Origin of the sequence: Streptomyces eurocidicus (assembly GCF_002891295.1) — a bacterium.
Lineage (GTDB): Bacteria > Actinomycetota > Actinomycetes > Streptomycetales > Streptomycetaceae > Streptomyces > Streptomyces eurocidicus.
In genome coordinates, this window is record NZ_LGUI01000011.1 from 1 (window position 1) to 25,043 (window position 25,043).

A 25,043-nucleotide genomic window follows, 5' to 3' on the forward strand; every position below is an offset into this window, starting at 1 on the left:
CCACCTGGCAGCACTTCGCCCCGCCGGATAACCGGCGGGGCGAAGTGCGCAGGCCCCGGATTCGCCAACGGCATCGCAGGGTGCCGGGGGGCCTCTTCCGCCGTGTGCCCGGCGCGCGGGCGGCGGGGCTACTTCGGGAGGTTGCGCGCCATGACGATGCGCTGGACCTGGTTGGTGCCCTCGTAGATCTGGGTGATCTTGGCGTCGCGCATCATGCGCTCCACCGGGTAGTCACGGGTGTAGCCGTAGCCGCCGAGGAGCTGGACGGCGTCCGTGGTGACCTCCATGGCGACGTCGGAGGCGAAGCACTTGGCCGAGGCGCCGAAGAAGGTCAGGTCGGCATCGACCCGCTCGGACTTCGCGGCGGCCGCGTACGTCAGCTGGCGGGCGGCCTCCAGCTTCATGGCCATGTCGGCGAGCATGAACTGGATGCCCTGGAAGTCGGAGATCGGCTTGGCGAGCGGTCCGCGTGGGCCGGGCCCCGGGAGGCGCCGGGGGCCGCCGCGGCGAGGCCGAGCTCGGCGGCGAGGGCCCACAGCGCCTGCCGGACGGGCGACCGCGCGTCGAGGTCCTGCATCCGGCCGGAGTCGACGGCGGGCTGGAGGTCCTTGTAACCGGCCGGGACCGTCGTCCGGGCGGCCTTCGTGCCCGTGGTGCGCTCGACGAGGGAAGGCTGGATCTCGGCGCTCCGGGTGTGCCGGTTGACGACGGTCGTGGTCTCCTCCGCCTTGCGGATCTGCAGCCGCTCCCAGAGCCGGACCATCCGCTTGGCGCCCCGTACGGACACCACGTCGGGCGTCGTCACCAGCAGGGCGATGTCGGCCAGTTCGACCACGGCGGCCCCGGCGGCGGTGATCTGGGTGCCGCAGTCGACGACGACGAGTTCGTACCGGCCGCGCAGGGCGGCGGCGATCTGCCGGGCGGCGAGGTCGCCGACCTCCTCGCCGCGCTCGCCCTCGGCGGGGGCGAGCAGCAGGCCGGGGCCGGCGGGGTGCGGGAAGACGGCGTCCTGGAGGACCCGGGGGGAGATGTCGCTGATGCCGGCGAGGTCGGCGATGGAGCGGCGGAACTGGACGTCCAGGTACGAGGCGACGTCCCCGGACTGGAGGTCCAGGTCGACGAGGGCGACGGACCGCCCGGCGGCGCTCGCGGCGAGGGCGAGCTGGACGGCGGTGACGGTCGTGCCCACCCCGCCCTTGGCGCCGACGACGGCGACGAGCGAGCCGCCGGCCCCGTCCTCCGTAAGGGTCTCCGGTCCGCTGCCGAGGTGCCGGCGGACGCCGGCGGCCCAGTGGGCGGCGGCCTGCACCCGGGTGCCCAGTTCCTCGTACGAGAGCGGGAGCCCGGCGAGGCCCCGGGCGCCGGCGTCCATGGCGGCGGCGTAGAGCGCGGGGCTGGGCGTCGCGGTGACGAGGACGACCCCGGTGGCGGGGAAGCGGAGCGCCACTTCACGGATGAGTTCGAGGGCCGGTAAGGGCCCGAGGCGTTCATGGACGAGGACGACCTCGGGGAGGTCGGCGACCGAGGCGGCGGCCAGGCCCGCGAGGGTGTCCAGGAGGCGGGTGGCGTCCTCGGCCACCCGCAGCGGCTCGACGCCGGGAAGCTGGCCGAGGAGCCCGCAGATGGCGCGGGCGGCGTCCGGGTCACCGACGGCCGGGAGGATTCTGATCGTCACGGTGTCCCCTTACCGCTATTTGTCGCCGTCGAGCGTGTACGTGCGGTCGCCGCTGCTGATCTCGCCGTCGCCGCCGGGCGCGACGAGCGCGAGCCGCACATGGGAGGCGAACGACTCGGCGTACGCGACCCGCTGGGCGTCCTTGGTGTCCAGGGCGAAGGTGATCGGCACGGCCTCGCCGGCCCGCCGGGTGGTGGCCGCGGCGGTGCCGCCGCCGTCGCGGTCGAGGGCCTTGAGCCGGCCCACGGCGATGACCCGGGCGTTGCTGACGATGACCTTGGAGACGGGCTTGGTGCCCTGGTCCTTGCCGTCGAAGGTGGCGTAGATGTTGACCTTCGAACCCGCGTTGATCTTCCCGGCGACGCCGGTGGCCGCGTCGATCATGATGGCGATCTCCTGCTGGCCGGGCCCGACCTCCGGCCGGGAGACGATCATGTCCTCCTGGAGCAGGGAGCCCTTGCGCAGCGGGGTGACGGCGATCTTGCCCTTGAGGGCGGCGAGGTCGGTGACGGCGGTCTCCGGCAGCCAGCGCCTGGGCATCGAGATCCGCTCGAAGCTGCCCCGGGCGTCCTCCAGGTGCTGGTAGGCGGGGATGTCGGCGCGCAGCCGGTAGGCGGTGGCCTCGGGGCCGACCTTCGACTCGGCGTCGTGGACGACGGAGAAGACCCCGGCGAAGGCGCCCAGGGCGCAGAGGACCGACAGGAGCAGCAGGACGATCCCGCGGCGCTGACGTGAATTCATGGGGCGGCGAACCTCGTTCGGGACGTGGCCGGGACGCGGGGGCGAAGGGCGGAGGAGGGGCAGCCGGGCCGCGGGCGCGGGGTCAGCGGCCGGCCAGGGCGGTACGGGCGCGGCCGGGCGGCCCCGCCAGGGCGGTACGGGCGCCACCGGCCGCCCCGGCGCCCGGACCGTCGGCGCCGTCGGCGCGCGGCAGCGGTCCGGCGCAGAACGCGCAGCGGTCACCGATGAGTTCGAGGCCGCACCAGTGGCACCGTTCCCTCCTTACGGACGACACAAGCTGGTAGAGCACGGTGGGGTCGGGGATCGCGGCGGCGAACTCGACCACCCCCCGGCTCCCCCACCAGCGCGCGGACCCGGCGGGCAGCGGGGCCTCGTGGACGCCCTGGACGCGCCAGTGGGGGGCGAGGGTGCCGGCCACCCAGTCCTCGCCCTTGGCGGGTCTGGCGCGCGCGACGGTGAGCCGGGTGCCGAAGCCCGGTCCGGCGGGCAGGTCGGCGCCCCCGCCGATGCGGAAGAGCCGGCGCGCGGGGTTGACGAGGACGCCGAACCGGGAGCCGGGCACGAGCGAGGCGAGGTGGGCGCCGAGCCCGACGTCGACCCGGTCGAGCCCGCCCACGCCGGGCAGTTGGGCTCCGGCGTAGACGTAGTGGGCGAGGAGCCGGGCCGCGGCGGCGAGGACGCCGGGGCCGAGGTCGGAGAGGGACAGCAGGCGCAGCTGGCGGGCGAGGACCGCGACGGCGAGCGGCGGCAGCGGGACGGGCAGCAGGGCCAGCCGGTCGCTCTCCAGCACGGCCCGGATCGTGTGCAGGCGCCGGACGTACGGAGCGGGCAGCGAGTCGGGGTAGAGGGTGACGACGTGGCCGCACCGGTCCAGCAGGACGGCCGTCTGGGTGACGGCGGTGTCCAGCGACTGCGCCTCGGGCGGCTGGAACACGGCGGCGTCGGGGGCCCGCCCGTCGGGCGCCGAGATCACCAGGTCGAGGCTGGTGACTGCTATCGCAAGGGGCACGTAGGCTTCCCCGTTCACTCCGGACGCGGTGGGCTGCGGCGGACGCAGATCGATACTGCCCTGTGCTGATGCCTCCGCACTTTATCCACCAACGGGGCGGCTGAGAACCGTTCCTCGGGGTTTGGCCGTGCGCCCACGCGGTGGCCTGGCGGTCTTCGCGGGAACCTTGACGAACGTATTGACGAACGCATTGGCCTAGACCATCTTTACGCGCACAAGGCGGCGCCCACCCCCCAGCCTCACCCCGGTCGCCCGCCCCGCACCAGCCCCGACTCCCACCGGAGGCCCTCATGGACCGCGCGCGGCACATCGGAAGAATCTTCCTGAGAGGAAGGGACCCCGGGCGGGGGCGGGGGCGCCGGCTCGGCGGCGTCCTCGCCTCGGCGCTCCTCGCGGCCGGCGGCCTCGCCGGCCTGGACGCCGGGGCACCGGCCCTGGCGGCCGGCGCCGCGAACCTCGCCAAGAACCCCGGATTCGAGTCCGGGCTCTCGTACTGGACCTGTTCGGGCGACAGCGGCACGGTGGTCTCCTCCCCCGTCCACAACGGCACGGGCGCGCTCAAGGCCACCCCGGCCGGTGCCGACAACGCCCGGTGCGCGCAGACGGTGAGCGTGCTGCCCAACTCCTCGTACACGCTGAGCGCATGGGTCCGGGGCGCGTACGTGTACCTCGGCGCGAGCGGCACCGGCACGACGGACGTCTCGACCTGGACACCGTCCGCGACCGACTGGCAGCAGCTGACCACCTCGTTCACGACCGGCCCGGACACGACCTCGGTCACGGTCCACACGCACGGCTGGTACGGGCAGGCCGCCTACTTCGCCGACGACGTCACCCTGACCGGCCCCGGCGGGGGCGACCCCGGCGACCCCGTGCCGGGCGCCCCCGGCGGTCTGACGGCCGGGACGGCCACGGCCACCTCGGTCGGCCTGTCCTGGAGCCCCGTCACGGGCGCGACCGGCTACAACGTCTACCAGGACGGCGCGAAGACGCAGTCCGTCGCGGGCGCATCGGCCACCGTCACCGGGCTCGCGCCCGCCACCACGTACCGCTTCCGGGTGACGGCGACCAACGGCGCGGGCGAGTCGCCGCAGTCGGCCGAGGTCACCGTCACCACGGCGGCCGGGGGCGGCGACGGGCCGGCCGTGCCCAAGCACGCCGTCACGGGGTACTGGCAGAACTTCGACAACGGCGCCACCGTCCAGCGGATCAGCGACGTGCAGAGCCAGTACGACATCATCGCCGTCGCCTTCGCGGACGCCACCGCGACGCCCGGCGCCGTCACCTTCGCCCTGGACCCCGCGCTGAAGTACACCGAGGCGCAGTTCAAGGCCGACATCGCGGCCAAGCGGGCGGCGGGCAAGTCGGTCGTCGTCTCCGTCGGCGGCGAGCGGGGCACGGTGAGCGTCAACGACTCCGCGTCCGCGGAGAACTTCGCGAGCAGCCTCTACGCCCTGATGCAGAAGTACGGCTTCGACGGCGTCGACATCGACCTGGAGAACGGACTCAACCCGACGTACATGACGCAGGCGCTGCGCTCCCTCTCGGCGAAGGCGGGCAGCAGGCTCGTCATCACGATGGCCCCGCAGACCATCGACATGCAGTCGACGTCGGCCGGCTACTTCAAGACCGCGCTGAATATCAAGGACATCCTTACGGTCGTCAACATGCAGTATTACAACAGCGGTTCGATGAACGGCTGCGACGGCAAGGTGTACTCGCAGGGCTCCGTCGACTTCATCACCGCGCTGGCCTGCATCCAGCTGGAGGGCGGCCTGGCGCCGTCCCAGGTCGGGCTCGGCCTGCCCGCGTCGACGCGGGGCGCGGGCAGCGGCTACGTCCCCCCGTCCGTGGTGAACGACGCGCTCGACTGCCTGGCCAAGGGCACGGGCTGCGGCTCGTTCAAGCCCGCGAAGACCTACCCGGGGATCCGGGGCGCGATGACGTGGTCCACGAACTGGGACGCGAGCGCGGGCAACGCCTGGTCGAACGGGGTGGGCCCGCACGTCCACGGGCTGCCGTAACCGGGCGCGCCGAGGTGCCGGACGAACCCGTGGGCCCGCCCGGCGCCTTCGGCGCGCGTAACCCTTACGGCTTGGGGAGCGTGCAGCCCGGCAGCTCGAGGTCGATCTTGTTGCCGGCGCCCACGCACTTGGTTATGCCGTACGTCTGCTCGGCGTAGTTGATGCCCTGGCGGACGGTGACCTGGCCGTTCTCGTCGACCTCGCACGGGTTGTTCATCGTGCAGCGCTCGCCGCTCTCGTTGCCGGTGTTGTTGATCGCGACGACCTTGCCCGTGGTGGCGTCGACGACGGGCGAGCCGGACGTACCACCTATGACGTCGCACGACGAGGTGTAGCGGAGCGAGTCCTTCCAGGTCCAGTCGCCCTCGCGGAGGCGGTAGACGAACCCGTCGACGTTGCAGGAGTAGATCCGCTTCCAGTAGCCGGAGACGACCTTGATCGCCGTGCCCGCGGTCGGGTGGTCGGGGGAGAGGCTCAGCGCGTTGATGTTGTAGCGCTGCTTGATCTGCGCGTACGTGGTGTTCAGCTCGTACAGCGTGACGTCCGTGTCGGTCATCGTGGCGTACGAGACCTTGGTGGCGCGGAGCGTGGCGACCTTGCCCGCCGTGGAGTTGAGCAGGCTGAAGGTACGGCTGGAGGCGCGGTCGACGATGACCTCCCCGGCGGCCGGCATGCCGGTCTCCAGGCAGTGACCGTTGGTCATGACCAGCGCCGGGTCGGTGTCGGCCGAGCCGGGCATCCGGACGAGCGAGCCGGAACAGTTGCTGAGCGCGACGGTGCCGGCGAAGTCGACGGCCTTGGGCTTGGCGGCGGGGGCCGCGCCGGCCGGAGCCGCGCCGGTGCCCACGAGGGCCGCGCCGGCGAGCATCAGCGCCGAGAGCGCGCCGAGGAGAGGTCGTCTTGCGAGGGGCTGGAGGGCCATGGGGGGTGTCCTCTCTGGACCTGTGGTCCAAGTGACCTGTGTTCCGAGTGATCCGTGATACGAGTGACCCGTGAGACGGGTGACCTGAGACATGAGGGGCCTGCGACCTGAGGGACCCATGAGCCGATCCCGTCAGTTTTGACGTGTGCATTGTTGGTTCGGAGGAGAGCGTGCGCAATCAATCGGTCGGAAGTGAAAGGGAAGTTGGCCTGATTCGCTCACACGCGAGCACTTGACCGGTTCATGCCATCTCTCGACACTGACACCGTTCGCTGCTGACGCATACCCCCCACCCGTCGCACGACCTCACCCCCCGAGGAGACCGCATGCGACCGCGACCGCACGGCAGAGCACGGTGGGCCACCGCCGTCGCCGCCGTGCTCACCATGGCCCTGGCCGTCCCCGCCGCCTCCCGCGACGACGCGCGGACCTCGCACTCCTACGAGGTCACCGGCCCGCGCACGGCCGCACAACGCACCGCCGTGGCCGCCACCGGAGCCGCCATCGACGCCGTCCGCCGGGACTCCGTCGTGATCACGGCGGACGCCGCGCAGGCCGAGACGATCCGGAACCTCGGCTACCGGGTGCGCCCGCTGCCCGGCCCGCCGGACCGCTCGGGCGGCGCCAAGGCGGCGCCCTTCGACTTCCCGCCCGCCGACGCCAAGTACCACAACTACGGCGAGGCCATGGCGGAGATCGACGCCGACGTCGCCGCCCACCCGGACATCATGAGCAAGAAGGTCATCGGCAAGTCCTACGAGGGCCGCGACATCGTCGCCGTCAAGATCAGCAAGAACGTGGCCGTGGACGAGGCCGAGCCCGAGGTCCTCTTCACCGCCCACCAGCACGCGCGCGAGCACCTCACCGTGGAGATGGCCCTCTACCTGCTCAAGGAGTTCGGCTCGAAGTACGGCAGCGACCCGCGGGTGACCAAGATGGTCGACAGCCGGGAGATCTGGGTCGTGCCGGACGTCAACCCCGACGGCGGCGAATACGACATCGCGTCCGGTTCGTACCGCAGCTGGCGCAAGAACCGCCAGCCCAACGCCGGGTCGAGCAACAGGGGCACGGACCTCAACCGCAACTGGAACTTCAAGTGGGGCTGCTGCAACGGCTCCTCGGGCAGCACCGGATCCGAGACCTACCGCGGCTCGGGCCCCGAGTCCGCGCCCGAGGTGAAGGTCGTCGCCGACTTCGTCCGCGGCCGGGTGGTCGGCGGGAAGCAGCAGATCAAGACGGCCATCGACTTCCACACCTACAGCGAGCTGGTCCTCTGGCCCTTCGGCTGGACGTACGACGACACCGCGCCCGGCCTCAGCCAGGACGACCACGACGCCTACGCGGCCGTCGGCAAGGCCATGGCGGCCAGCAACGGCTACACCCCCGAGCAGTCGAGCGACCTGTACATCACCGACGGGACCATCGACGACTGGCTGTGGGGCAGCCAGCGGATCTTCGCGTACACCTTCGAGATGTATCCGGGCGAGAGCGGCGCGGGCGGCGGCTTCTACCCGCCGGACGAGGTGATCGACCGGGAGACGGCCCGCAACCGGGAAGCGGTGCTCCAGCTCCTGGAGACCTCGGACTGCATGTACCGGGCGATCGGCAAGGAGCAGCAGTACTGCGCGAAGGGCTGACGGAAACGTCCGCCGTACGCGCCGGACGCGCACCGTAAGGACGGTCCGGTGCACCGCCCGCGCCAAGGGGCGGTGCACCGGACCGTCGTGGTCCGCCCGCCCGCACCCGGCTCGCGGGAACGCGCCCGGGGAGATCGGCGTCGGCGTACTCTCGTTGCGACGTAAGGCGGGCCAGGGAGGATGACCCATGTCGCTACCCCCGGAGAAGGACTGCCCCGACTGCGGTGGATCGGGGCACGCCACGTGGGAGTCGCACGAGGGCGATGAGGTCACGACGGAGTGCAGCGGGTGTGCCGGCACGGGCACGGTGCTCGCATGACGGCGGGCGAGCGCGACGTACCGGTCAAGCGGGCGCAACGGACGCCGCTCGCGCCCGAACTGGTCGGCACGGCGATGTGCGTCGTGTGCCACGAACGGACGATGAAGCTCCCCGGGCACAACGGCGGGGTGTGCATCGAGTGTTACGCCAGGGAGGCCAACGCGGACGTGCGGATCGCCCGGGCGTCGCACTCCTGGGTGCCGGCGAACTTCGTCGGGTGCCCGTGCCTCGCCTGCGGCAGCGAGGACGTCGACGCCAACGGCTATCTCTTCTGGTGCGCCAACTGCCGCATGGTCGCCCGCGTCGCGTAGGCCCCGCCCCGGGCGGGCGGGGCCGTCGCGGGTCAGTCGAGCACGGCGAGGGCGTCGATCTCGACCAGCAGGCCGTCGGGCAGGCCCACGTACACCGTCGTACGGGCCGCCGGGGCCTCCTTGAGGTCGGCGAGGAACTCGTCGTAGACCTCGTTCATCTCGGCGAAGTGCGCGGTGTCGGTCAGGTAGACGCGGAGCATGACCACGTCCTCCAGGCTCGCGCCGCCCGCCTCCAGGACGGCCTTGACGTTGGCGAGGGTCTGCCGGGTCTGCTCGCGCAGGGTCGGCCCGGCGAGCACGGGCTCCTGGCCCGGTTCGACGGGCAGGAAGCCGACCTGGCCGGCGACCTGGAGGATATTGCCCTTGCGCACGCCGTGCGAGAACTTGGCGGGCGCGGCGGCGTGGCCGGCGGGGTGGACCGCGGTCTTCTGGGTCATGGCGTTTCCTTCGTGAGGGGGAACGAGCGGGACGGGTCGTGCCGGTCTCCGGGAAGAGGTCTTCCGGAGTACTCCGCGCTGATCGCCTCGGCGGTGCGGCGCAGCAGCGGGAGGAGCGCGAGGAGTTCCTCGGCGGTGACGACGACGTTGGGCGCCGAGATGGAGCAGGCCGCGACGACGCGCCCGGCCACGCCCCGGACGGGCGCCCCGACGCAGTTGATGGACTCCTCGTGGCCGCCGAGGTCGGTGGCCCAGCCCTGCTCGCGCACGGTAGCCAGCTCCTTGAGGAAGGCGGCGGCGTTCGGTGTCGAACGGGCGGTGTAGGCCGGGTAGTCGAGCCGCTCGGCGAGCGCGCGGCGCTCGGGCTCGGGGAGGTCGGCGAGGAGCAGCTTGGCGACGGCGGCGACGGTGATCGCGACGGGCTTGCCGATGCGGGAGTACATCCGTACGGGGTAGCGGCTCTCGACCTTGTCGATGTAGAGGACCTCGCCCTCCTCGTGCACGGCGAGGTGCACGGTGTGGCCGCACGCCTCGTTGAGGGCGACGAGGTGGGGGTGGGCGATCTCCCGTACGTCGAGGCTCTCGACGGCCTGCTGGGCGAGGGCGAACAGGCGGGCGCCGAGGCGGTAGCGCTGGTCCTGCTGGCGGTGGACGAAGCCGTGCTCGTGCAGGGTGCGCAGGAGGCGCAGCGCGGTGGACTTGTGGACGCCGAGCCGGGTCGCCACCTGTTCGAGGTTGGCGGGGCCCTCGGCGAGGAGCGGGAGGATGGTCAGCGCCCGGTCGACGGTCTGGCTCATGCGCGTGACCCGCCGTTCCCGTGGCGGGCGGTCGTGGCGCGCGAGTGCGCGGGGTCGTTCATGCGGTGCGGTCCTCCACCTCGGCGTACGGGGCCTCGGCCGCGGGCGGACGGTGCGTCCAGCCGGGGCCGAGTCGCAGTCTCCCCCAGGCGGCGTCGTCGAGCGCGGCCAGCCGGTCGGCGTCCGCCCGGCGCGGCGGCGCGCCGAGGTCCCCGGCGGTGGTGAGCGCGGCGGCGGCCATGAGGTGCCCGTGCCGCAACCGTGCCCGGACGCCCAGCCCGCGCAGGGTGGCGGAGAGGAACCCGGCGGCGAAGGCGTCACCGGCGCCGACGGGGGCGACGACGTCGACACGGAGGGCGGGGACGGAGAGGACCCGGTCGCGGGGGCGGGCGGGGCCGCCAACGCTGCCGGGACCGCCAGGACCGCCAGGACCGCCAGGACCGCCAGGACCGCCAGGACCGCCAGGACCGCCAGGACCGCCAGGACCGCCAGGACCGCCAGGACCGCCAGGACCGCCAGGACCGCCAGGACGGGAACGGTCCGGGGCGCGGCGGGTTCCGTGTTCCGGGGTGCCGGGCCCGGACGCGCCCTCGCCGGGGGCGACCGGCCCCGGCGTACGGGGCGGCAGGCCGCCACCCCCCTGGGCGTGGGCCTCTCGGGGCGCCCGGCCCTCGGGGGCGGGCCGGCCGGAGCCCGCGTCCGCGCTCGTCGCGTCCGCGTCGTACCCCTCCCGTACGTACGCCACCGCCCCCGCCGCGCCCCGCTTGACGACCAGGACGTCCGGTTCGGGCAGCGCGGCCCGGATCGCGGCGGGGCCGTGCAGGCCCCAGGCCGCCTCCGCCTCGTCCTCGCCGACGAAGACGAGGTCGCAGCGGCGGGCGAGCTCGGTGAGGACGGCGGGGCCCTCGGGCGCGTCCCGCCACAGGCCCACGCGGTAGTTGACGTCGAAGGAGAGCAGCGGGCGGCCGGGCAGCGCGCGGTCCGTCAGCGCGCGGACGAGGGCGAGGCAGCCGGCGGAGAGCGCGGGGGTGATCCCGGTCAGGTGCAGCACCCGCCCGGCCCAGGCGGCCGCGCGGGGGACGACCTCGGGGGACATGGCGGAGGCGGCGGACCCGGCACGGTAGTAGGCGACTTCGGCGAGCTCGGCGTGAGCGCCCTCGTGGGAGCCCACGTCGGCGGCGACACCCGGCACCGGGCCGGTTACGTCCGCACAGGAGCCCGGCGGCACGGGACCACAGCGGTCCGCCGCCGGAGCGCCGGGCGACGCGTCCACGCAAGGGCCCACCGGCACGGGACCGGAGCAACCCGTACCCGGAGCACCGGACGACGCCTCCACACGTACGCCCTCGGCCGTCTCCGGCGCCGGCCCGCGCACACCCGCAGGGGAACCCGTCGGCACAGGGCCGGAGAGGTCCGCCACCGGGGCGCCGGGCGGCGCGTCCTCGCGGGGGTCCGCCGACGCGGGAGCGTCCGGCTCCGCAACGGCCCCGGCACCCGCCTCCGGGGCGCCCGTCACCGCCCGTTCGCCCGCCGTCCGGAAGTAGATCCCTGTCGGTCGCAGCAGGTCGCGGCGGACCGCCGAGACGTCCACGCCGTACGCCGCGATCGCCGACACCACGTAGTCGCCGAAGGCGTCCGCGCCCACCCGGCCGATCCACCGTGTGCGGTGCCCCGCCGCCGCGAGGGCGCAGGCGACGTTCGCCTCCGCTCCGCCGACGCCTCGTTCGAAGGACGGCACGTCGCCCAGGCGGCCGGGGCAGGAGGGCCGGAAGGCGACCATGGCCTCGCCGAGGCAGACCACTTCCGCGTCCGTGTCCGCCCCGCCGACGCCGGTCACCCCGTACCCCTCACTCGCCGAAAAGCCCGCCGTGCACGCCATGTGACGGTGTCCCGGACGTTCCGGGACATCCGTTGACCCTGCGCCTGCCGGGATGTTAGACAGCGGTGAGCGATATACGCAATGGATGTTGCGCATACTGCAACTGACGTTCACGGGAGGCCTCATGCCGCGCGGCGCCGGACCCTTCAGCGAGGCCGCCGTCGCGCGCCTCGGCGAGGAACGCCTCGACCACCGCTTCAAGGGCCTGCCCCCGGACGCGGAGGGCCTGACCGCCGGCGCGCTGGCCGCCGAGCGCCGCCCGCTGTTCACCGGCGGCTTCACCACCCCCGTGCTCACCCTCTCCGCGGCCGCGCTCGACCACAACCTCGCCCTCATGGAGCGCTGGTCGGCCGAGCGCGACCTCGCCTTCGCGCCGCACGCCAAGACCGCCATGGCGCCGCAGCTGTTCGCGCGCCAGCTCGCCCGCGGCGCGTGGGGCCTCACCGCCGCGACCCCCGCGCAGGTCCGCGTCTACCGCGCCTTCGGCGTCCGGCGGATACTGCTCGCCAACGAGGTCGTGGACCCGGCCGCCCTGCGCATGCTCGCGGCGGAGCTCGCCGCCGACCCCGGTTTCCGCCTCCTCGTCTACGTCGACTCGGCGCGCGGCGTGGAGCTCATGGACACCGCCCTGCGCGCGGCCGGCGCCGCACGCCCCCTGGACGTCCTCGTCGAACTGGGCGCCGACGGCGGCCGCACGGGGGCGCGCACCGAGGAGGAGTGCGCCGCCGTCGCGGACGCCGTGGCCGCCACGGACACGCTGCGGCTGGCCGGCGTCGCCGGCTACGAGGGCGAGATACCGGAGGCCGACGCCGGGCTCGTACGGACCTGGCTGCGGCGGCTGACCGCGCTCGCCGTGGAGTTCGACCGGACCGGCCGGTTCGCCGGGGCGGCGGAGATCGTGGTGAGCGCGGGCGGCAGCACGTGGTTCGACGCGGTCGCCGACGTCCTGGCGGAGCTCCCGCCGCTGTCCGCCCCCGTGCGGAAGGTGCTGCGCGCCGGGGCCTACGTCACCCACGACGACGGCCTCTACCGCCGGAAGACACCGTTCAACCGCCACCCGGAGCAGGGCGCCCTGCTCCCCGCGCTACGGCTGTGGGCCCAGGTCGTCTCCCGCCCGGAGCCGGGCCGCGCCTACCTCAACGCGGGCAAGCGCGACGCCCCGTACGACATCGACCTGCCCGAGCCGCAGCTCGTACGCTCCGCGCGCGACGGCTCCGTACGGCCCGCCGGGGGCATGACGGTCGTGGCCCTCGCCGATCAGCACACCTTCGTGGAGCTGGCGGAGGGCGCGGAGCTGGAGGTCGGGGACTGGGTGGGGCTGGGGCTGTCGCACCCGTGCACGACGTTCGACAAGTGGCAGCTGATCCCCCTGGTGGAGGAGGACGGCACGGTCACGGAATACGTCCGCACGTTCTTCTGACGCACCGGCACGGCGACGACCCGCCGTGCGGCGGGCGGGGCCGGAGCCGGGGAAAGGACCACCATGGACACCGTCCTCCGCGACGTCCGCGTCGTCGACGGCACGGGCGCCCCCTCCTACCGCGCGGACGTCGCCCTCAAGGACGGCCGCATCGCCGAGATCCGCGGAGAGGGGCACGGCCGCCGCCCCGGCGGTGGCCGTGTGCTCGACGCCCACGGCCTCGCCCTCTCCCCCGGTTTCATCGACATGCACGCCCACAGCGACCTCGCCCTCCTCCGCGACCCCGCGCACGAGGCCAAGACCGCCCAGGGCGTGACCCTGGAGGTCCTCGGCCAGGACGGCCTGTCGTACGCGCCCGTCGACGACCGCACCCTCGCCGAGGTCCGCGCCCAGATCACCGGCTGGAACGGCGGCGGCCCCGGGGACACGAGCGTCGACTTCGACTGGCGGACCGTCGGCGGCTACCTGGACCGGCTCGACCGGCAGGGCATCGCCGTCAACGCCGCCTATCTCGTCCCGCAGGGCACCGTGCGGATGCTCGCGGTCGGCTGGGAGGACCGGAAGGCCACGGAAGCCGAGGTGGAGCGGATGAAACGGCTGGTCGCCGAGGGCCTGGAACAGGGCGCGGTGGGCCTCTCCTCCGGACTCACCTACACCCCCGGCATGTACGCGAGCGACGCCGAGCTGACGGAGCTGTGCCGGGTCGTCGCCGCGTACGACGGCTACTACTGCCCGCACCACCGCTCGTACGGGGCCGGCGCGCTCGACGCGTACGCGGAGATGATCGCCCTCACCCGGGAGGCGGGCTGCGCCCTGCACCTCGCGCACGCGACCATGAACTTCGGGGTGAACGAGGGCCGCGCCCCCGAGCTGCTGGCGCTGCTCGACGCCGCGCTCGCGGACGGCGCCGACCTCTCCCTGGACACCTATCCGTACACCCCGGGCTGCACCACGCTCGTCGCGATGCTGCCGAGCTGGGCGGGCGAGGGCGGCCCGGAGGCGGTCCTGGCGCGGCTGCGGGACGACGCGACGGCCGAGCGGATCCGGCACGCGATGGAGACCGAGGGCGCGGACGGCTGTCACGGGGTGCCGATCGACTGGGCCGCCATCGAGATCTCCGGGGTGGCGGACCCGGCGCTGACCGGGTACGTCGGCCGGACCGTCGCCGCCCTCGCCCGGGCGCGCGGCGAGCGGCCGTGGGCCGTCGCCCGCGGGCTGCTGATCGCCGACCGGCTGGGGCCGACGATCCTCCAGCACGTGGGGCACGAGGAGAACGTACGGGCGATCATGCGCCATCGCGCGCACACCGGCGGCAGCGACGGGATCCTGCACGGCGCCAAGCCGCACCCCCGGGCGTACGGCACGTTTCCGCACTACCTGGGCCACTACGCGCGGGAGCTCGGGGTGCTCTCGCTGGAGGAGTGCGTGGCGCATCTCACGTCGCGTCCCGCGGCCCGGCTGAGGCTGCCCGACCGGGGTCTCGTACGCGAGGGATACCGCGCCGACCTGGTGCTCTTCGATCCGGCGACCGTGGCCGCCGGTGCCACTTTCGAAGCCCCGCGGACACTTCCGACCGGCATTCCTTATGTCCTGATTGCCGGACGCTTTGTGATGGAAGACGGGCGCCGGACGGACGTCCTGGCGGGGCGGACGGTCCGGCGGTCGCCGGGGCGCCGGTCCGGGCCCTGAGCGGCCCTCCGGTGTGACGGGAATCCACGCGCGGGGGTCCCGGGGCCCCCGTATGGTGGCCGTCATGCAGGTGATCCAGTCAACGAAGCTCGCCAACGTCTGCTACGAAATCCGTGGCCCGGTGCTCGAGGAGGCGATGCGGCTGGAAGCGGCAGGTCACCGCATCCTCAAGCTCAACACCGGCAACCCCGCGACCTTCGGCTTCGAGTGCCCGCCGGAGATCCTTGAGGACATGCTCCGCAACGTCGGCAGCGCACACGGCTACGGCGACGCCAAGGGGCTGCTCTCCGCCCGCCGGGCGGTGGTGCAGCACTACGAGACCAAGGGCATCGAGCTGTCCGTCGAGGACGTCTACCTCGGCAACGGCGTCTCGGAGCTGATCCAGATGTCGATGCAGGCGCTGCTCGACGACGGCGACGAGGTGCTCGTCCCGGCGCCGGACTACCCGCTGTGGACGGCGTCCGTCTCGCTGGCCGGCGGCACGGCGGTGCACTACCGCTGCGACGAGCAGTCGGACTGGATGCCGGACCTCGCCGACGTGGAGCGGAAGGTCACCGACCGCACCAAGGCCATCGTCATCATCAACCCGAACAACCCCACGGGCGCGGTCTACGACGACGAGATGCTGCGCGGCCTGACGGAGATCGCCCGCCGCCACAACCTGATCGTCTGCTCCGACGAGATCTACGACAAGATCCTCTACGACGGCGTCACCCACACGCCGACCGCGGCCATCGCCCCGGACCTGCTCACCCTGACCTTCAACGGCCTGTCGAAGTCCTACCGGGTCGCGGGGTACCGCAGCGGCTGGATGGCCGTGTGCGGCCCGAAGGCGCACGCCGACAGCTATATCGAGGGCCTGACGATCCTCGCCAACATGCGGCTGTGCGCGAACATGCCCGCGCAGCACGCGGTGGCCACGGCGCTCGGCGGCAAGCAGTCGATCAACGACCTGGTGCTGCCCGGCGGCCGGCTGCGGGAGCAGCGTGACGTGGCGTACGAGCTGCTGACCCGGATCCCGGGCGTGACCTGTGTGAAGCCCAAGGGGGCGCTGTACGCCTTCCCCCGGCTCGACCCCAAGGTCTACAAGATCAAGGACGACCGGCAGATGGTCCTGGACCTGCTCCGGGCCGAGAAGATCATGGTGGTGCACGGCACCGGCTTCAACTGGCCGGAGCCCGACCACTTCCGTCTGGTCACGCTGCCGAACACCGAGGACCTGGCAGAAGCGGTGACGCGGATCGGCACCTTCCTGGACGGCTACAGCCAGCCCTGAGCAAGATCTCGCCCTGTAAGTAAAACAACTTTAGATGCCGTCTAAGTTAGGATGGCCTTCTGAGGTATTCAGGAGGCCATCCATGTACGAGCCGATCCGGACGCAGTCGGTCCACAGCCTGTCCGCACAGCGCTGGAGCGCGCGCGAGCTGCACCACTCCCGCGAGGAACAGCTGGACATCCGCCTGGCGGGCCACCTCACCGCGCTGCTGACCGTCACCGACGAACTGCGCGCCCTCGCGCCGTCCGGCACGCTGGACGACGCCGCGGAGCGGCTCGCCGAGCGGATCACCCGGATGCGCGGCAGCGCCCCGCTCCGCGCGGCCCCCTCCGCGGACCGCGCCACCCCCGCCCGTATCGGCGCCCTGCACCAGCGGGCGCACCAGCTCGCCGGACAGGCGCTGGTCGTCGCGACCTCGGCGAACGACCCGGCCGGTCAGGCCGTCGCCGCGGAGTGCCTGCGGGCGCACGCGGCGGCGCTGGGCATCCCCGCCTGACCGGCGGGGAGCACGTCGCGCAGGTGCTGGAGGCCCGGCCTCCAGCACCCTCCCGGCCTCAGCCCAGGCGCCGCACCAGCGCCCGGTACTCGTCCCACAGCTCCTTCGGCGTGTGCTCGCCGAACGTGTTCAGGTGCTCGGGGATCAGCGCGGCCTCCTCGCGCCAGACCTCCTTGTCCACGGACAGCAGGAAGTCCAGATCGTCCGCGCCCAGGTCCAGGCCGTCCGTGTCCAGGGCCTCCTTGGTCGGCAGCACGCCGATGGGCGTCTCGACGCCCTCCGCCGCACCCTCCAGGCGCTCGACGATCCACTTGAGCACCCGGCTGTTCTCACCGAAGCCCGGCCACACGAACCGGCCGTCCGCGTCCTTGCGGAACCAGTTCACGTAGTAGATCTTCGGCAGCAGGGCCTGGTCCTTGCCCTTGCCGACCTCGAGCCAGTGGCCCATGTAGTCGCCCATGTTGTAGCCGCAGAACGGCAGCATGGCGAAGGGGTCGCGGCGCAGCTCGCCGACCTTGCCCTCGGCGGCGGCGGTCTTCTCGGAGGCGACGTTGGCGCCGAGGAAGACACCGTGCTGCCAGTCGAAGGACTCGGTCACCAGCGGCACGGCCGAGGCGCGGCGGCCGCCGAAGAGGATCGCCGAGATCGGCACGCCCTTGGGGTCCTCCCACTCGGGCGCGATGATCGGGCACTGCGCGGCGGGGACGGTGAAGCGGGCGTTGGGGTGGGCGGCGGGGGTGCCGCTCGCCGGGGTCCAGTCGTTGCCCTTCCAGTCCGTGAGGTGCGCGGGCGGCTCCTCCGTCATGCCCTCCCACCACACGTCGCCGTCGTCGGTGAGGGCGACGTTGGTGAAGACGGAGTTGCCCCACATGGTCTTCATGGCGTTGGCGTTGGTGTGCTCGCCGGTGCCGGGCGCGACACCGAAGAAACCGGCCTCGGGGTTGATGGCGTAGAGCCGACCGTCCTCGCCGAAGCGCATCCAGGCGATGTCGTCGCCGATGGTCTCGACCGTCCAGCCCGGGACGGTGGGCTCCAGCATGGCGAGGTTGGTCTTGCCGCAGGCGGACGGGAAGGCGGCGGCCACGTACTTCGCCTCGCCGCGCGGCGGGGTCAGCTTGAGGATGAGCATGTGCTCGGCGAGCCAGCCCTCGTCCCGGGCCATGACGGAGGCGATGCGCAGCGCGTAACACTTCTTGCCCAGCAGGGCGTTGCCGCCGTAGCCGGAGCCGAAGGACCAGATCTCGCGGTCCTCGGGGAAGTGCGAGATGTACTTGGTGGTGTTGCAGGGCCACGGGACGTCGGCCTCGCCCTCGGCCAGCGGGGCACCGAGGGTGTGCACCGCCTTGACGAAGAACCCGTCGGTGCCGAGCTCGTCGAGGACCGCCCGGCCCATCCGGGTCATGGTGCGCATCGAGACGGCGACGTAGGCGGAGTCGGTGAGCTCCACGCCGATCGCGGACAGCGGCGAGCCGAGCGGGCCCATGCAGAACGGCACCACGTAGAGCGTGCGACCGCGCATCGAGCCGCGGAAGACGCCCTGCTCACCGGCGAAGATCTCCCGCATCTCCGCGGGTGCCTTCCAGTGGTTGGTCGGACCGGCGTCGGACTCCTTCTCGGAGCAGATGAACGTACGGTCCTCGACGCGGGCCACGTCGCTCGGGTCGGAGGCGGCGTAGTAGGAGTGGGGGCGCTTGACGGGGTCGAGCTTGCGGAAGGTGCCCTTGGCGACGAGCTCCTCGCACAGGCGCTCGTACTCGGCCTCGGAACCGTCGCACCAGACCACCTGGTCCGGCTGGGTGAGGGCGGCGATCTCGTCGACCCAGGAGATCAGCTCCTGGTGGTTGGTGAGGGTGGTGGGAGCCGCATTGCTGCGCGCCACGATCGCTCCGTCCCGCCGGGGACCACGCTGCCCCGGCGTCAGATTCGAGGGTTGACGGACCTCGCCCTGTCGCCCGCTCGGTCCGCTGCTGTGGAAGGTGCCCCTTGGGGGCTGCGACCCAGACGCTTCGTGACCGCTCATCCGGTGCCGCCCGCACTCATTTGATCATCCGACTCCGCCCCGTTTCTGTCCAGGGGGCACCCCCGTGACCATCGCCACGTGATACTGATCCGTAACTTACGGTGCCGTAGGTACCATGCCGCCATGACTTCCGCGCCCGACGCAGCGCTTCCCGCGCAGCCCGCCCCCGCCGGCGCCGCGGCCGCCGCCCCGCCCGGCCTCCCCCTGCCGACCGCCAAGCCGCGCCTGCGCGGCTGGCTGCACGCCGGGATGTTCCCCGCCGTCCTGATCTCCGGCGTCTTCCTGACCGCCCTCGCGGACAGCACCCGGGGCCGTATCGCCTGTGCGGTCTACGTGCTCTCCGCCTGCCTGCTCTTCGGCATCAGCGCCCTCTACCACCGGGGGAACTGGAGCCCCAGGGTCAACGCCGTGCTCCGCCGGCTCGACCACGCCAACATCTTCCTGATCATCGCCGGCACCTACACCCCGCTGACCATGCTGCTCGTCCCCGGCGGCAGGGGTCAGGCCCTGCTCTGGGCGGTCTGGGCGGCGGCCGCCGCGGGCATAGCCTTCCGCGTGTTCTGGGTCGGCGCGCCGCGCTGGCTCTACACCCCCTGCTACATCGCCATGGGCTGGGCCGCCGTCTTCTTCCTGCCGGACTTCCTGCGGAAGGGCGGCATCGCGGTGCTCGTCCTCGTGATCGTCGGCGGCCTGCTCTACAGCGTGGGCGGCGTGATCTACGGCATCAAGCGCCCCAACCCGTCCCCGCGCTGGTTCGGCTTCCACGAGGTCTTCCACTCGCTGACGCTGGCGGCGTTCATCGTGCACTACGTGGGCATCTCGCTGGTCGCCTATACGCACACCTGAGCACGCCGGCGGCCGGCGCCCCGGCCCCCGGGACGCCCGTCCCGCAGCCCCCGAGGCCGCGATCTCCCCGAGGTCGCGGCCTTCGCCGTGTCCGGCGGCGCGGCCGGGACGCCGCCGGGGACCACGGCGTGGTCCCCGGGAAGGCCGATGCCCGAGAATGCTGCCATGGCCTCCGCAGACACCTCCTCCGCCGCGTCGTCCGAGCCCCGGCTCGGGCTGCGCGAGCGGAAGAAGATCCAGACCCGTCAGGCGATCCGCCACGCCGCCTACCGGCTCTTCGAGAAGCAGGGGTACGACGCGACCCCGGTCGACCAGATCGCCGAGGCCGCCGACGTCTCCCCCAGCACGGTCTTCCGCTACTTCCCCACCAAGGACGACATCGTCCTGACCGATGAGTACGACCCGCTGCTGGAGGCGGCGATCCGGGCCCGGCCGATGAGCGAGCCCCCGGTCGAGGCCATCCGCCAGGGGATCCTCGCCTCGATGCGCCATGTCATCGACAGCGACATCGCCGAGCTCAAGCAGCGGACCAGGCTGGTCCGCGAGGTGTCCTCGCTGCGCGGCCGGCAGGCCGAGGGGACGGGCGAGTCGGCGCGGATGCTCTGCGGCGTGCTGGCCGAGCGCACCGGCCGCCCGGCCGACGACCTGGAGCTGAGGGTGGTCATCGCCGCCGTGCTCGCGGCGATGCACGAGGCCCTGATGCGCTGGGTCGAGCGGGGCCAGACCGAGGACCTCATCACGCTCATCGGCCGCACCCTCGACGTCCTCGACCGGGGCCTCACCCTCTGAGCCGCCGGACCCGCCCGGCCGCCCCGGGGGCCCGGCCCGCTACTCCCGCCCCGCCAGGCTCGCCGCCAGCACCGCCGGGTCGTCCGTCGGCCTCCGGCAGGTGAAGTCCCGGCAGACGTACGCGGCCGGTCTGCCGTCGAGGAGCGGCCGCCCGGCGAGCAGCGGCACCTCCTCCGAGCCCGCCTCGCCCACGGCGACCGCCAGCCCGGGGGCCGTCGACAGCAGGGCGGTGCGGTGCAGGGCCAGGGTCCCGGGGTGGTCCTGCGGGCCGACCACGGCGACCTCGCGGGGCCCGTCCAGCAGCGCCTCGGCGGCGGCCAGGCCCCAGCTGATGAAGCGCGGCGCCTTCGGGCCGAGCGCCCGCACCACGCCGAGCGCGCGCTCCGCCGCCTCCCGGTGCGGGGCGCTGCCGGTGTACGCGGCGTACGTCAGCAGGGCGCCGCAGGCCGCCGTCCAGCCGGAGGGGGTGGCGGTGTCCGTGGGGTCCTGCGGACGGCGGATCAGGGCCTCGGCGTCGTCGGCGGTGTCGAAGAAGCCGCCGTCCTCGCCCCGGAAGTGGACCAGGACGGAGTCCAGCAGCAGCCCCGCGAAGTCCGCCCACACCCCCTCGCCGGTGACCGCGGTGAGCGTGAGGAAGCCCTCGGAGACGTCCGCGTAGTCCTCCAGGACACCGGCGTGGGCGCCGGCCACCCCGTCCAGGGAGGTGCGGAACAGCCGCGCGTGCCAGTCCATGTGGGTGCGGACGAGCAGATCGGCGGCGTCCGTCGCGGCCTGCACGAGATCCGGGCGGTCGAAGTACGCGCCGGTCTCCGCCAGCGCGGCGATCGCCAGGCCGTTCCAGGCGGCCACGATCTTGTCGTCCCGGCCCGGGCGGGGCCGGGTGTCCCGCGCCGCCAGCAGCTTGCGGCGCAGTGCGGCGAGCCGGCCCGCCTCCAGCAGGACCTCGGTGTCCGGCAGCTGGAGGACCGAGGCGCCCTCCTCGAACGTGCCCTCCTTGGTCACCCCGAAGTGCGCGGCGGCCAGCTCGCCGTCCTCCTCGCCCAGGACCTCCCGCAGCTGCCGCGGCGTCCACACGTAATAGGCGCCCTCGGCGTGCCTGCCCCCACCTCCCCCGGCTGCCGCCGGGAGGTGCCCCCCTTCGTCCACGACTCCGCTGTCGGCGTCCAGGGCGGACGCGAAGCCCCCCTGGTCGGTGCGCATCTCGCGGACCAGGAAGTCGGCCGTCTCCAGGGCCACCCGGCGTGCGAGGGCCGAGCCCGTGGCCCGCCACAGGTGGGCGTAGACCCGGCAGAGCAGGGCGTTGTCGTAGAGCATCTTCTCGAAGTGCGGCACCGTCCACGTGGCGTCCACCGCGTACCGGGCGAAGCCGCCGCCGAGCTGGTCGTAGATCCCGCCGCGGGCCATGGCCTCGCAGGTGGCCTCCACCATCTGGAGGGCGGCCTCGGAGCCCGTGCGGGCGTGGTGGCGGAGCAGGAACTCCAGGGTCATGGACGGCGGGAACTTCGGCGCGCCGCCGAAGCCGCCGCGCACGGCGTCGAAGTCCCGGGTGAGCCCCATCAGGGCCTGGTGGAGATCCTCCGGGCCCGGCGGCACGGCCATGGCACCGGCCGGCCCGTCCTCGCCGTCGGCGTCCTCCTCGGCGAGGCTCAGGGTGAGGGTGCGCTCGGAGAGATCGCGCACGATCCGGCCGGCGACCTCGCCGACCTCCTCCCGGCGGTCGGCCCAGGCGGCCCGGACGCCCTCCAGGACCTGCGGGAAGGACGCCGTGCCGTGCCGGGGCTCGGGCGGGAAGTACGTGCCGAAGTAGAAGGGCTCGGCCCCGGGGGTGAGGAAGACCGTCATGGGCCAGCCGCCGTGGCCGGTGGCCGCCTGCACGGCCTCCATATAGACCGCGTCGACGTCCGGGCGCTCCTCGCGGTCGACCTTGACCGAGACGAAGTGCTCGTTGAGGAACGCGGCCGTGTCGTCGTCCTCGAAGGATTCGTGCGCCATCACATGGCACCAGTGACAGCTGGAGTACCCGACGCTCAGCAGCACGGGCACATCGCGCCGCCGGGCCTCCTCGAAAGCCTCGGGCGACCACGGCCACCAGTCCACCGGGTTCTCGGCGTGCTGGAGGAGGTACGGGGACGTCTCATGGGCCAGGCGGTTCGGCATGACCCCATCCTTCCCCACCCCGGCCCGATCGGTGAGTTGTCCACAGGCTCGATCGGGACACGGCGCCCGGAAGGAGGAGGGGGCGCGAGGACGCACGGAGGGGCGCGGCCCGGCGCGGGCACACCCGAAGGCGGCCGCGGCCCGGTGGGCCACGGCCGTGCGGGGGGGGGCGGTCGGCCCCGGCCTGTGCCGCTAGGCGCTGGTGCCGCTCGCGGCGGTGGAGCCCTTGGCGACCGCCGGCGCTTCCTCCGGGGCCTCCTCGAAGTCCACCTTGTTCATGTGCTTGTTCATGCTCTTCATCAGCAGCCAGACGGCGCCGCCGATCAGGGCGAAGACCACGAAACCGAGCACACCGGGAGTGACCTTGTTCTGGTCAAGCTCCGCGGCGAGGGGCACCAGATGCGTGAGCGCGGGGGAGGTCGTCATGGGGTCAATTGTTGCGGATACCCGCGAAGAGGTCGTCCTCGGGGAGGGACGTGCCGACGAGAGACTTCGCCAGCTCGTACTCCTCGGTCGGCCAGACCTCCCGCTGAAGGTCCAGCGGCACCCGGAACCAGCCGCCGTCCGGGTCGATCTGGGTCGCGTGCGCGATCAGCGCCTTGTCCCGGATCTCGAAGAAGTCGGCGCACGGGACGTAGGTGGTCAGGGTCCGCTCCCGGCCCGCCGTCAGCCAGCGCTCCAGCCACTCGCCGTAGGGCGACTCCAGGCCCCTGGCCAGCAGCGCCTCGTGCAGGGCCAGGGTGCGCTCCCGGTTGAAGCCCTGGTTGTAGTAGAGCTTCTGCGGCTGCCACGGCTCGCCCGCGTCGGGGTAGCGGGACGGGTCGCCCGCCGCCTCGAAGGCCACCATCGTGATCTTGTGGGTCATGATGTGGTCGGGGTGCGGGTAGCCGCCGTTCTCGTCGTACGTGGTGATCACGTGCGGGCGGAACTCGCGGATCAGCTTCACCAGCTCGCCCGCCGCCTCGTCGACGTCCTGGAGCGCGAAGCAGCCCTCGGGCAGCGGCGGCAGCGGGTCGCCCTCGGGCAGCCCGGAGTCGACGAAGCCCAGCCACTCCTGCTTGACGCCGAGGATGTCGCGCGCCTCTGCCATCTCCTTGGCGCGCACCTCGTGGATGTGCTCCTCGATGTACGGGTCGCCCTGGAGCTTGGGGTTGAGGATGGAGCCACGCTCACCACCCGTGCAGGTCGCGACCAGCACGTCCACCCCCTCGGACACGTACTTGGCCATCGTGGCCGCGCCCTTACTCGACTCGTCGTCGGGGTGGGCGTGCACGGCCATCAGTCGCAGCTGCTCAGTCAAGACTCGATCCTCAGTCACTGGTCATGGCCCGTCTTATCGGTGTGTCGGGGCGCCTCCTATAGTGACCGAAGCGGGAGACGATTCATTCCAGTTTCCCGACCGGTCCCCGACCAGGAGGAAAGATCATGGCTGCGGTACGCGAGGGCCTGCCCGACGGTCGTTACGGCCGCTCGGCGGACGAGCGCGCCGACCGCAAGCTGAAGATCATCGGGGCGGTGCTGGGCGCCTGCCTGCTGGCCGTGGTCGGCTGGTCGGCCGTGCACTACATCACGTCGTCGGACGTCACCGGGCAGCTGATCCGCTCGAAGCCGGTCTCCGACACCACCGTCGAGGCCGTCCTGGAGATCCGTAAGGACAAGGACGTCACGGCCATCTGCACGCTGCGCGCGCTGGGCGAGGACGGCAGCGAGGTCGCCCGTAAGGACGTCACGCTCGACCGCCGCGAGGACCACTTCACGGAGCTGGTCACGCTCCGCACCACCAAGCTCGCCTCGGCCACCGCGCTCGAGGGCTGCACCAGCTCGTCACGCGGCTGACCAGCACTGACGCGTTTCTTGCGCGTTTCCTCCCGCTGGCTTCTTCCCCCTTTACGGACGTAATTGTTAGGCTCGTGGTTTCGCCCACCTTTGAAGGCGCACCCTTCTGAGTAGGGCGTTCATTTGTATCCCGGCTGTTACCCCAGCCGTCCCCCCAAGTTTTTCCCAGTACCGACGAGGAGCACCTGTGACCCAGACCAGCGACAACGTCACCTGGCTGACTCAGGAGGCGTACGACCAGCTCAAGGCCGAGCTGGAGTACCTGTCTGGTCCCGCTCGCACCGAGATCGCGATGAAGATCGCGGCGGCCCGCGAGGAGGGTGACCTGCGAGAGAACGGCGGGTACCACGCGGCCAAGGAGGAGCAGGGCAAGCAGGAGCTCCGTGTGCGCCAGCTCACGCAGCTGCTGGAGAACGCGAAGGTCGGCGAGGCCCCGGCCGCGACCGGCGTCGTCGCGCCCGGCACCGTCGTCACCATCGCCTTCGACGGCGACCCGGACGACACCATGACCTTCCTGCTCGCCTCCCGTGAGTACGCCAGCACGGACATCGAGACCTACTCCCCGCAGTCCCCGCTGGGCTCGGGCGTCAACGGCAAGAAGATCGGCGAGGACGCCTCGTACGAGCTGCCGAACGGCAAGAAGGCCATGGTCCGCATCCTGGAGGCCAAGCCCTACACGGCCTGAGGCCGCGGCCCGGAGCGCCGGGCCCTTCACCACGCTACGGCGGAGCCCCGGACCCGGGAATCGGGTCCGGGGCTCCGC

General features: G+C 72.7%; 22 protein-coding genes and 2 pseudogenes. 11 read left to right on the forward strand and 13 right to left on the reverse strand.

The window, feature by feature from the left end:
- Window positions 1–128: 128 nt before the first annotated feature.
- The 4 genes and pseudogenes from AF335_RS27830 to AF335_RS27845 form a co-directional block, all read right to left on the reverse strand.
- Window positions 129–470, reverse strand: a pseudogene (locus tag AF335_RS27830) (acyl-CoA dehydrogenase family protein); the annotation flags it as partial.
- Window positions 401–1,675 (reverse strand): CpaE/TadZ family protein, encoded by a 1,275-nt coding sequence (locus AF335_RS27835; protein WP_102921211.1) that lies wholly within the window; start codon window positions 1,673–1,675, stop codon window positions 401–403. The pseudogene AF335_RS27830 and the gene AF335_RS27835, both read right to left, overlap by 70 nt.
- 15 nt (window positions 1,676–1,690) lie before the next feature.
- Window positions 1,691–2,416 carry a Flp pilus assembly protein CpaB gene (gene cpaB, locus AF335_RS27840; protein ID WP_184742934.1) on the reverse strand — a complete coding sequence of 242 codons (726 nt, stop codon included), beginning with the start codon at window positions 2,414–2,416 and terminating at the stop codon, window positions 1,691–1,693.
- Window positions 2,417–2,498: 82 nt separating this feature from the next.
- The gene (locus AF335_RS27845; RefSeq protein WP_102921212.1) at window positions 2,499–3,425 is read right to left on the reverse strand and encodes a hypothetical protein; all 927 of its coding nucleotides are present in this window, start codon (window positions 3,423–3,425) and stop codon (window positions 2,499–2,501) included.
- A gap of 290 nt (window positions 3,426–3,715) precedes the next feature.
- On the opposite strand from AF335_RS27845, the gene AF335_RS27850 reads away from it, so the two are divergent.
- Window positions 3,716–5,449, forward strand: a complete 1,734-nt coding sequence (locus AF335_RS27850) for a chitinase (RefSeq protein WP_102921213.1) — start codon at window positions 3,716–3,718, stop codon at window positions 5,447–5,449.
- A 64-nt stretch (window positions 5,450–5,513) separates the two neighbouring features.
- On the opposite strand, the gene AF335_RS27855 is transcribed toward AF335_RS27850, so the two are convergent.
- A complete protein-coding gene (locus AF335_RS27855) occupies window positions 5,514–6,371 on the reverse strand; it encodes a S1 family peptidase (protein ID WP_102921214.1) in 858 nt (285 codons plus the stop codon).
- A gap of 326 nt (window positions 6,372–6,697) precedes the next feature.
- Between AF335_RS27855 and AF335_RS27860 the strand changes: the two genes are divergently transcribed.
- Together AF335_RS27860 and AF335_RS27865 are read left to right on the forward strand one after the other, a co-directional pair.
- Window positions 6,698–8,008 carry a M14 family metallopeptidase gene (locus AF335_RS27860; protein ID WP_102921215.1) on the forward strand — a complete coding sequence of 437 codons (1,311 nt, stop codon included), beginning with the start codon at window positions 6,698–6,700 and terminating at the stop codon, window positions 8,006–8,008.
- A 315-nt stretch (window positions 8,009–8,323) separates the two neighbouring features.
- Window positions 8,324–8,638 (forward strand): hypothetical protein, encoded by a 315-nt coding sequence (locus AF335_RS27865; protein ID WP_102921216.1) that lies wholly within the window; start codon window positions 8,324–8,326, stop codon window positions 8,636–8,638.
- Between the two features lie 32 nt (window positions 8,639–8,670).
- On the opposite strand, the gene AF335_RS27870 is transcribed toward AF335_RS27865, so the two are convergent.
- From AF335_RS27870 to AF335_RS27895, 4 genes and pseudogenes are all read right to left on the reverse strand, one after another.
- Window positions 8,671–9,075 carry a RidA family protein gene (locus tag AF335_RS27870; protein ID WP_102921217.1) on the reverse strand — a complete coding sequence of 135 codons (405 nt, stop codon included), beginning with the start codon at window positions 9,073–9,075 and terminating at the stop codon, window positions 8,671–8,673.
- Complete coding sequence (locus AF335_RS27875; RefSeq protein ID WP_102921218.1) at window positions 9,072–9,872, reverse strand: IclR family transcriptional regulator; 801 nt, start codon at window positions 9,870–9,872, stop codon at window positions 9,072–9,074. The genes AF335_RS27870 and AF335_RS27875 overlap by 4 nt, the downstream gene beginning before the upstream one ends.
- A gap of 58 nt (window positions 9,873–9,930) precedes the next feature.
- A complete protein-coding gene (locus tag AF335_RS36740; protein WP_411158108.1) occupies window positions 9,931–10,968 on the reverse strand; it encodes a PfkB family carbohydrate kinase in 1,038 nt (345 codons plus the stop codon).
- A 417-nt stretch (window positions 10,969–11,385) separates the two neighbouring features.
- A pseudogene (locus AF335_RS27895) lies at window positions 11,386–11,652 on the reverse strand (PfkB family carbohydrate kinase); the annotation flags it as partial.
- 223 nt (window positions 11,653–11,875) lie between these two features.
- On the opposite strand from AF335_RS27895, the gene AF335_RS27900 reads away from it, so the two are divergent.
- The 4 genes from AF335_RS27900 (at window position 11,876) to AF335_RS27915 (ending at window position 16,632) form a co-directional block, all read left to right on the forward strand.
- A complete protein-coding gene (locus AF335_RS27900; protein WP_102921219.1) occupies window positions 11,876–13,171 on the forward strand; it encodes an amino acid deaminase in 1,296 nt (431 codons plus the stop codon).
- Window positions 13,172–13,234: 63 nt separating this feature from the next.
- Complete coding sequence (locus tag AF335_RS27905; RefSeq protein ID WP_102921220.1) at window positions 13,235–14,860, forward strand: N-acyl-D-amino-acid deacylase family protein; 1,626 nt, start codon at window positions 13,235–13,237, stop codon at window positions 14,858–14,860.
- Window positions 14,861–14,924: 64 nt separating this feature from the next.
- Window positions 14,925–16,136, forward strand: coding sequence for a pyridoxal phosphate-dependent aminotransferase (locus AF335_RS27910; protein ID WP_102921460.1), 1,212 nt, complete (start codon window positions 14,925–14,927; stop codon window positions 16,134–16,136).
- 82 nt (window positions 16,137–16,218) lie between these two features.
- The gene (locus AF335_RS27915) at window positions 16,219–16,632 is read left to right on the forward strand and encodes an SCO4983 family protein (RefSeq protein WP_102921221.1); all 414 of its coding nucleotides are present in this window, start codon (window positions 16,219–16,221) and stop codon (window positions 16,630–16,632) included.
- A gap of 58 nt (window positions 16,633–16,690) precedes the next feature.
- Here AF335_RS27915 and AF335_RS27920 read toward each other — a convergent pair whose 3' ends face one another.
- Complete coding sequence (locus AF335_RS27920) at window positions 16,691–18,511, reverse strand: phosphoenolpyruvate carboxykinase (GTP) (RefSeq protein WP_102921222.1); 1,821 nt, start codon at window positions 18,509–18,511, stop codon at window positions 16,691–16,693.
- A 264-nt stretch (window positions 18,512–18,775) separates the two neighbouring features.
- Here AF335_RS27920 and trhA point away from each other — a divergent pair, with 264 nt between their 5' ends.
- On the forward strand, window positions 18,776–19,498 hold the full coding sequence (trhA, locus tag AF335_RS27925) for a PAQR family membrane homeostasis protein TrhA (RefSeq protein ID WP_102921223.1): 723 nt from the start codon (window positions 18,776–18,778) through the stop codon (window positions 19,496–19,498).
- 165 nt (window positions 19,499–19,663) lie between these two features.
- Window positions 19,664–20,287 (forward strand): TetR/AcrR family transcriptional regulator, encoded by a 624-nt coding sequence (locus tag AF335_RS27930; RefSeq protein ID WP_102921224.1) that lies wholly within the window; start codon window positions 19,664–19,666, stop codon window positions 20,285–20,287.
- 39 nt (window positions 20,288–20,326) lie between these two features.
- Here the strand turns inward: AF335_RS27930 and AF335_RS27935 are convergent, their stop codons facing one another.
- The 3 genes from AF335_RS27935 to mca form a co-directional block, all read right to left on the reverse strand.
- A complete protein-coding gene (locus AF335_RS27935) occupies window positions 20,327–22,444 on the reverse strand; it encodes a thioredoxin domain-containing protein (protein ID WP_102921225.1) in 2,118 nt (705 codons plus the stop codon).
- Window positions 22,445–22,636: 192 nt separating this feature from the next.
- Complete coding sequence (locus AF335_RS27940) at window positions 22,637–22,870, reverse strand: flagellar basal body-associated FliL family protein (RefSeq protein WP_102921226.1); 234 nt, start codon at window positions 22,868–22,870, stop codon at window positions 22,637–22,639.
- A 4-nt stretch (window positions 22,871–22,874) separates the two neighbouring features.
- A complete protein-coding gene (mca, locus tag AF335_RS27945) occupies window positions 22,875–23,744 on the reverse strand; it encodes a mycothiol conjugate amidase Mca (protein WP_102921227.1) in 870 nt (289 codons plus the stop codon).
- A 125-nt stretch (window positions 23,745–23,869) separates the two neighbouring features.
- Here mca and AF335_RS27950 point away from each other — a divergent pair, with 125 nt between their 5' ends.
- Window positions 23,870–24,280, forward strand: coding sequence for a DUF4307 domain-containing protein (locus AF335_RS27950; RefSeq protein WP_102921228.1), 411 nt, complete (start codon window positions 23,870–23,872; stop codon window positions 24,278–24,280).
- A gap of 187 nt (window positions 24,281–24,467) precedes the next feature.
- Window positions 24,468–24,965, forward strand: a complete 498-nt coding sequence (greA, locus tag AF335_RS27955; RefSeq protein ID WP_102921229.1) for a transcription elongation factor GreA — start codon at window positions 24,468–24,470, stop codon at window positions 24,963–24,965.
- Window positions 24,966–25,043 lie beyond the last annotated feature (78 nt).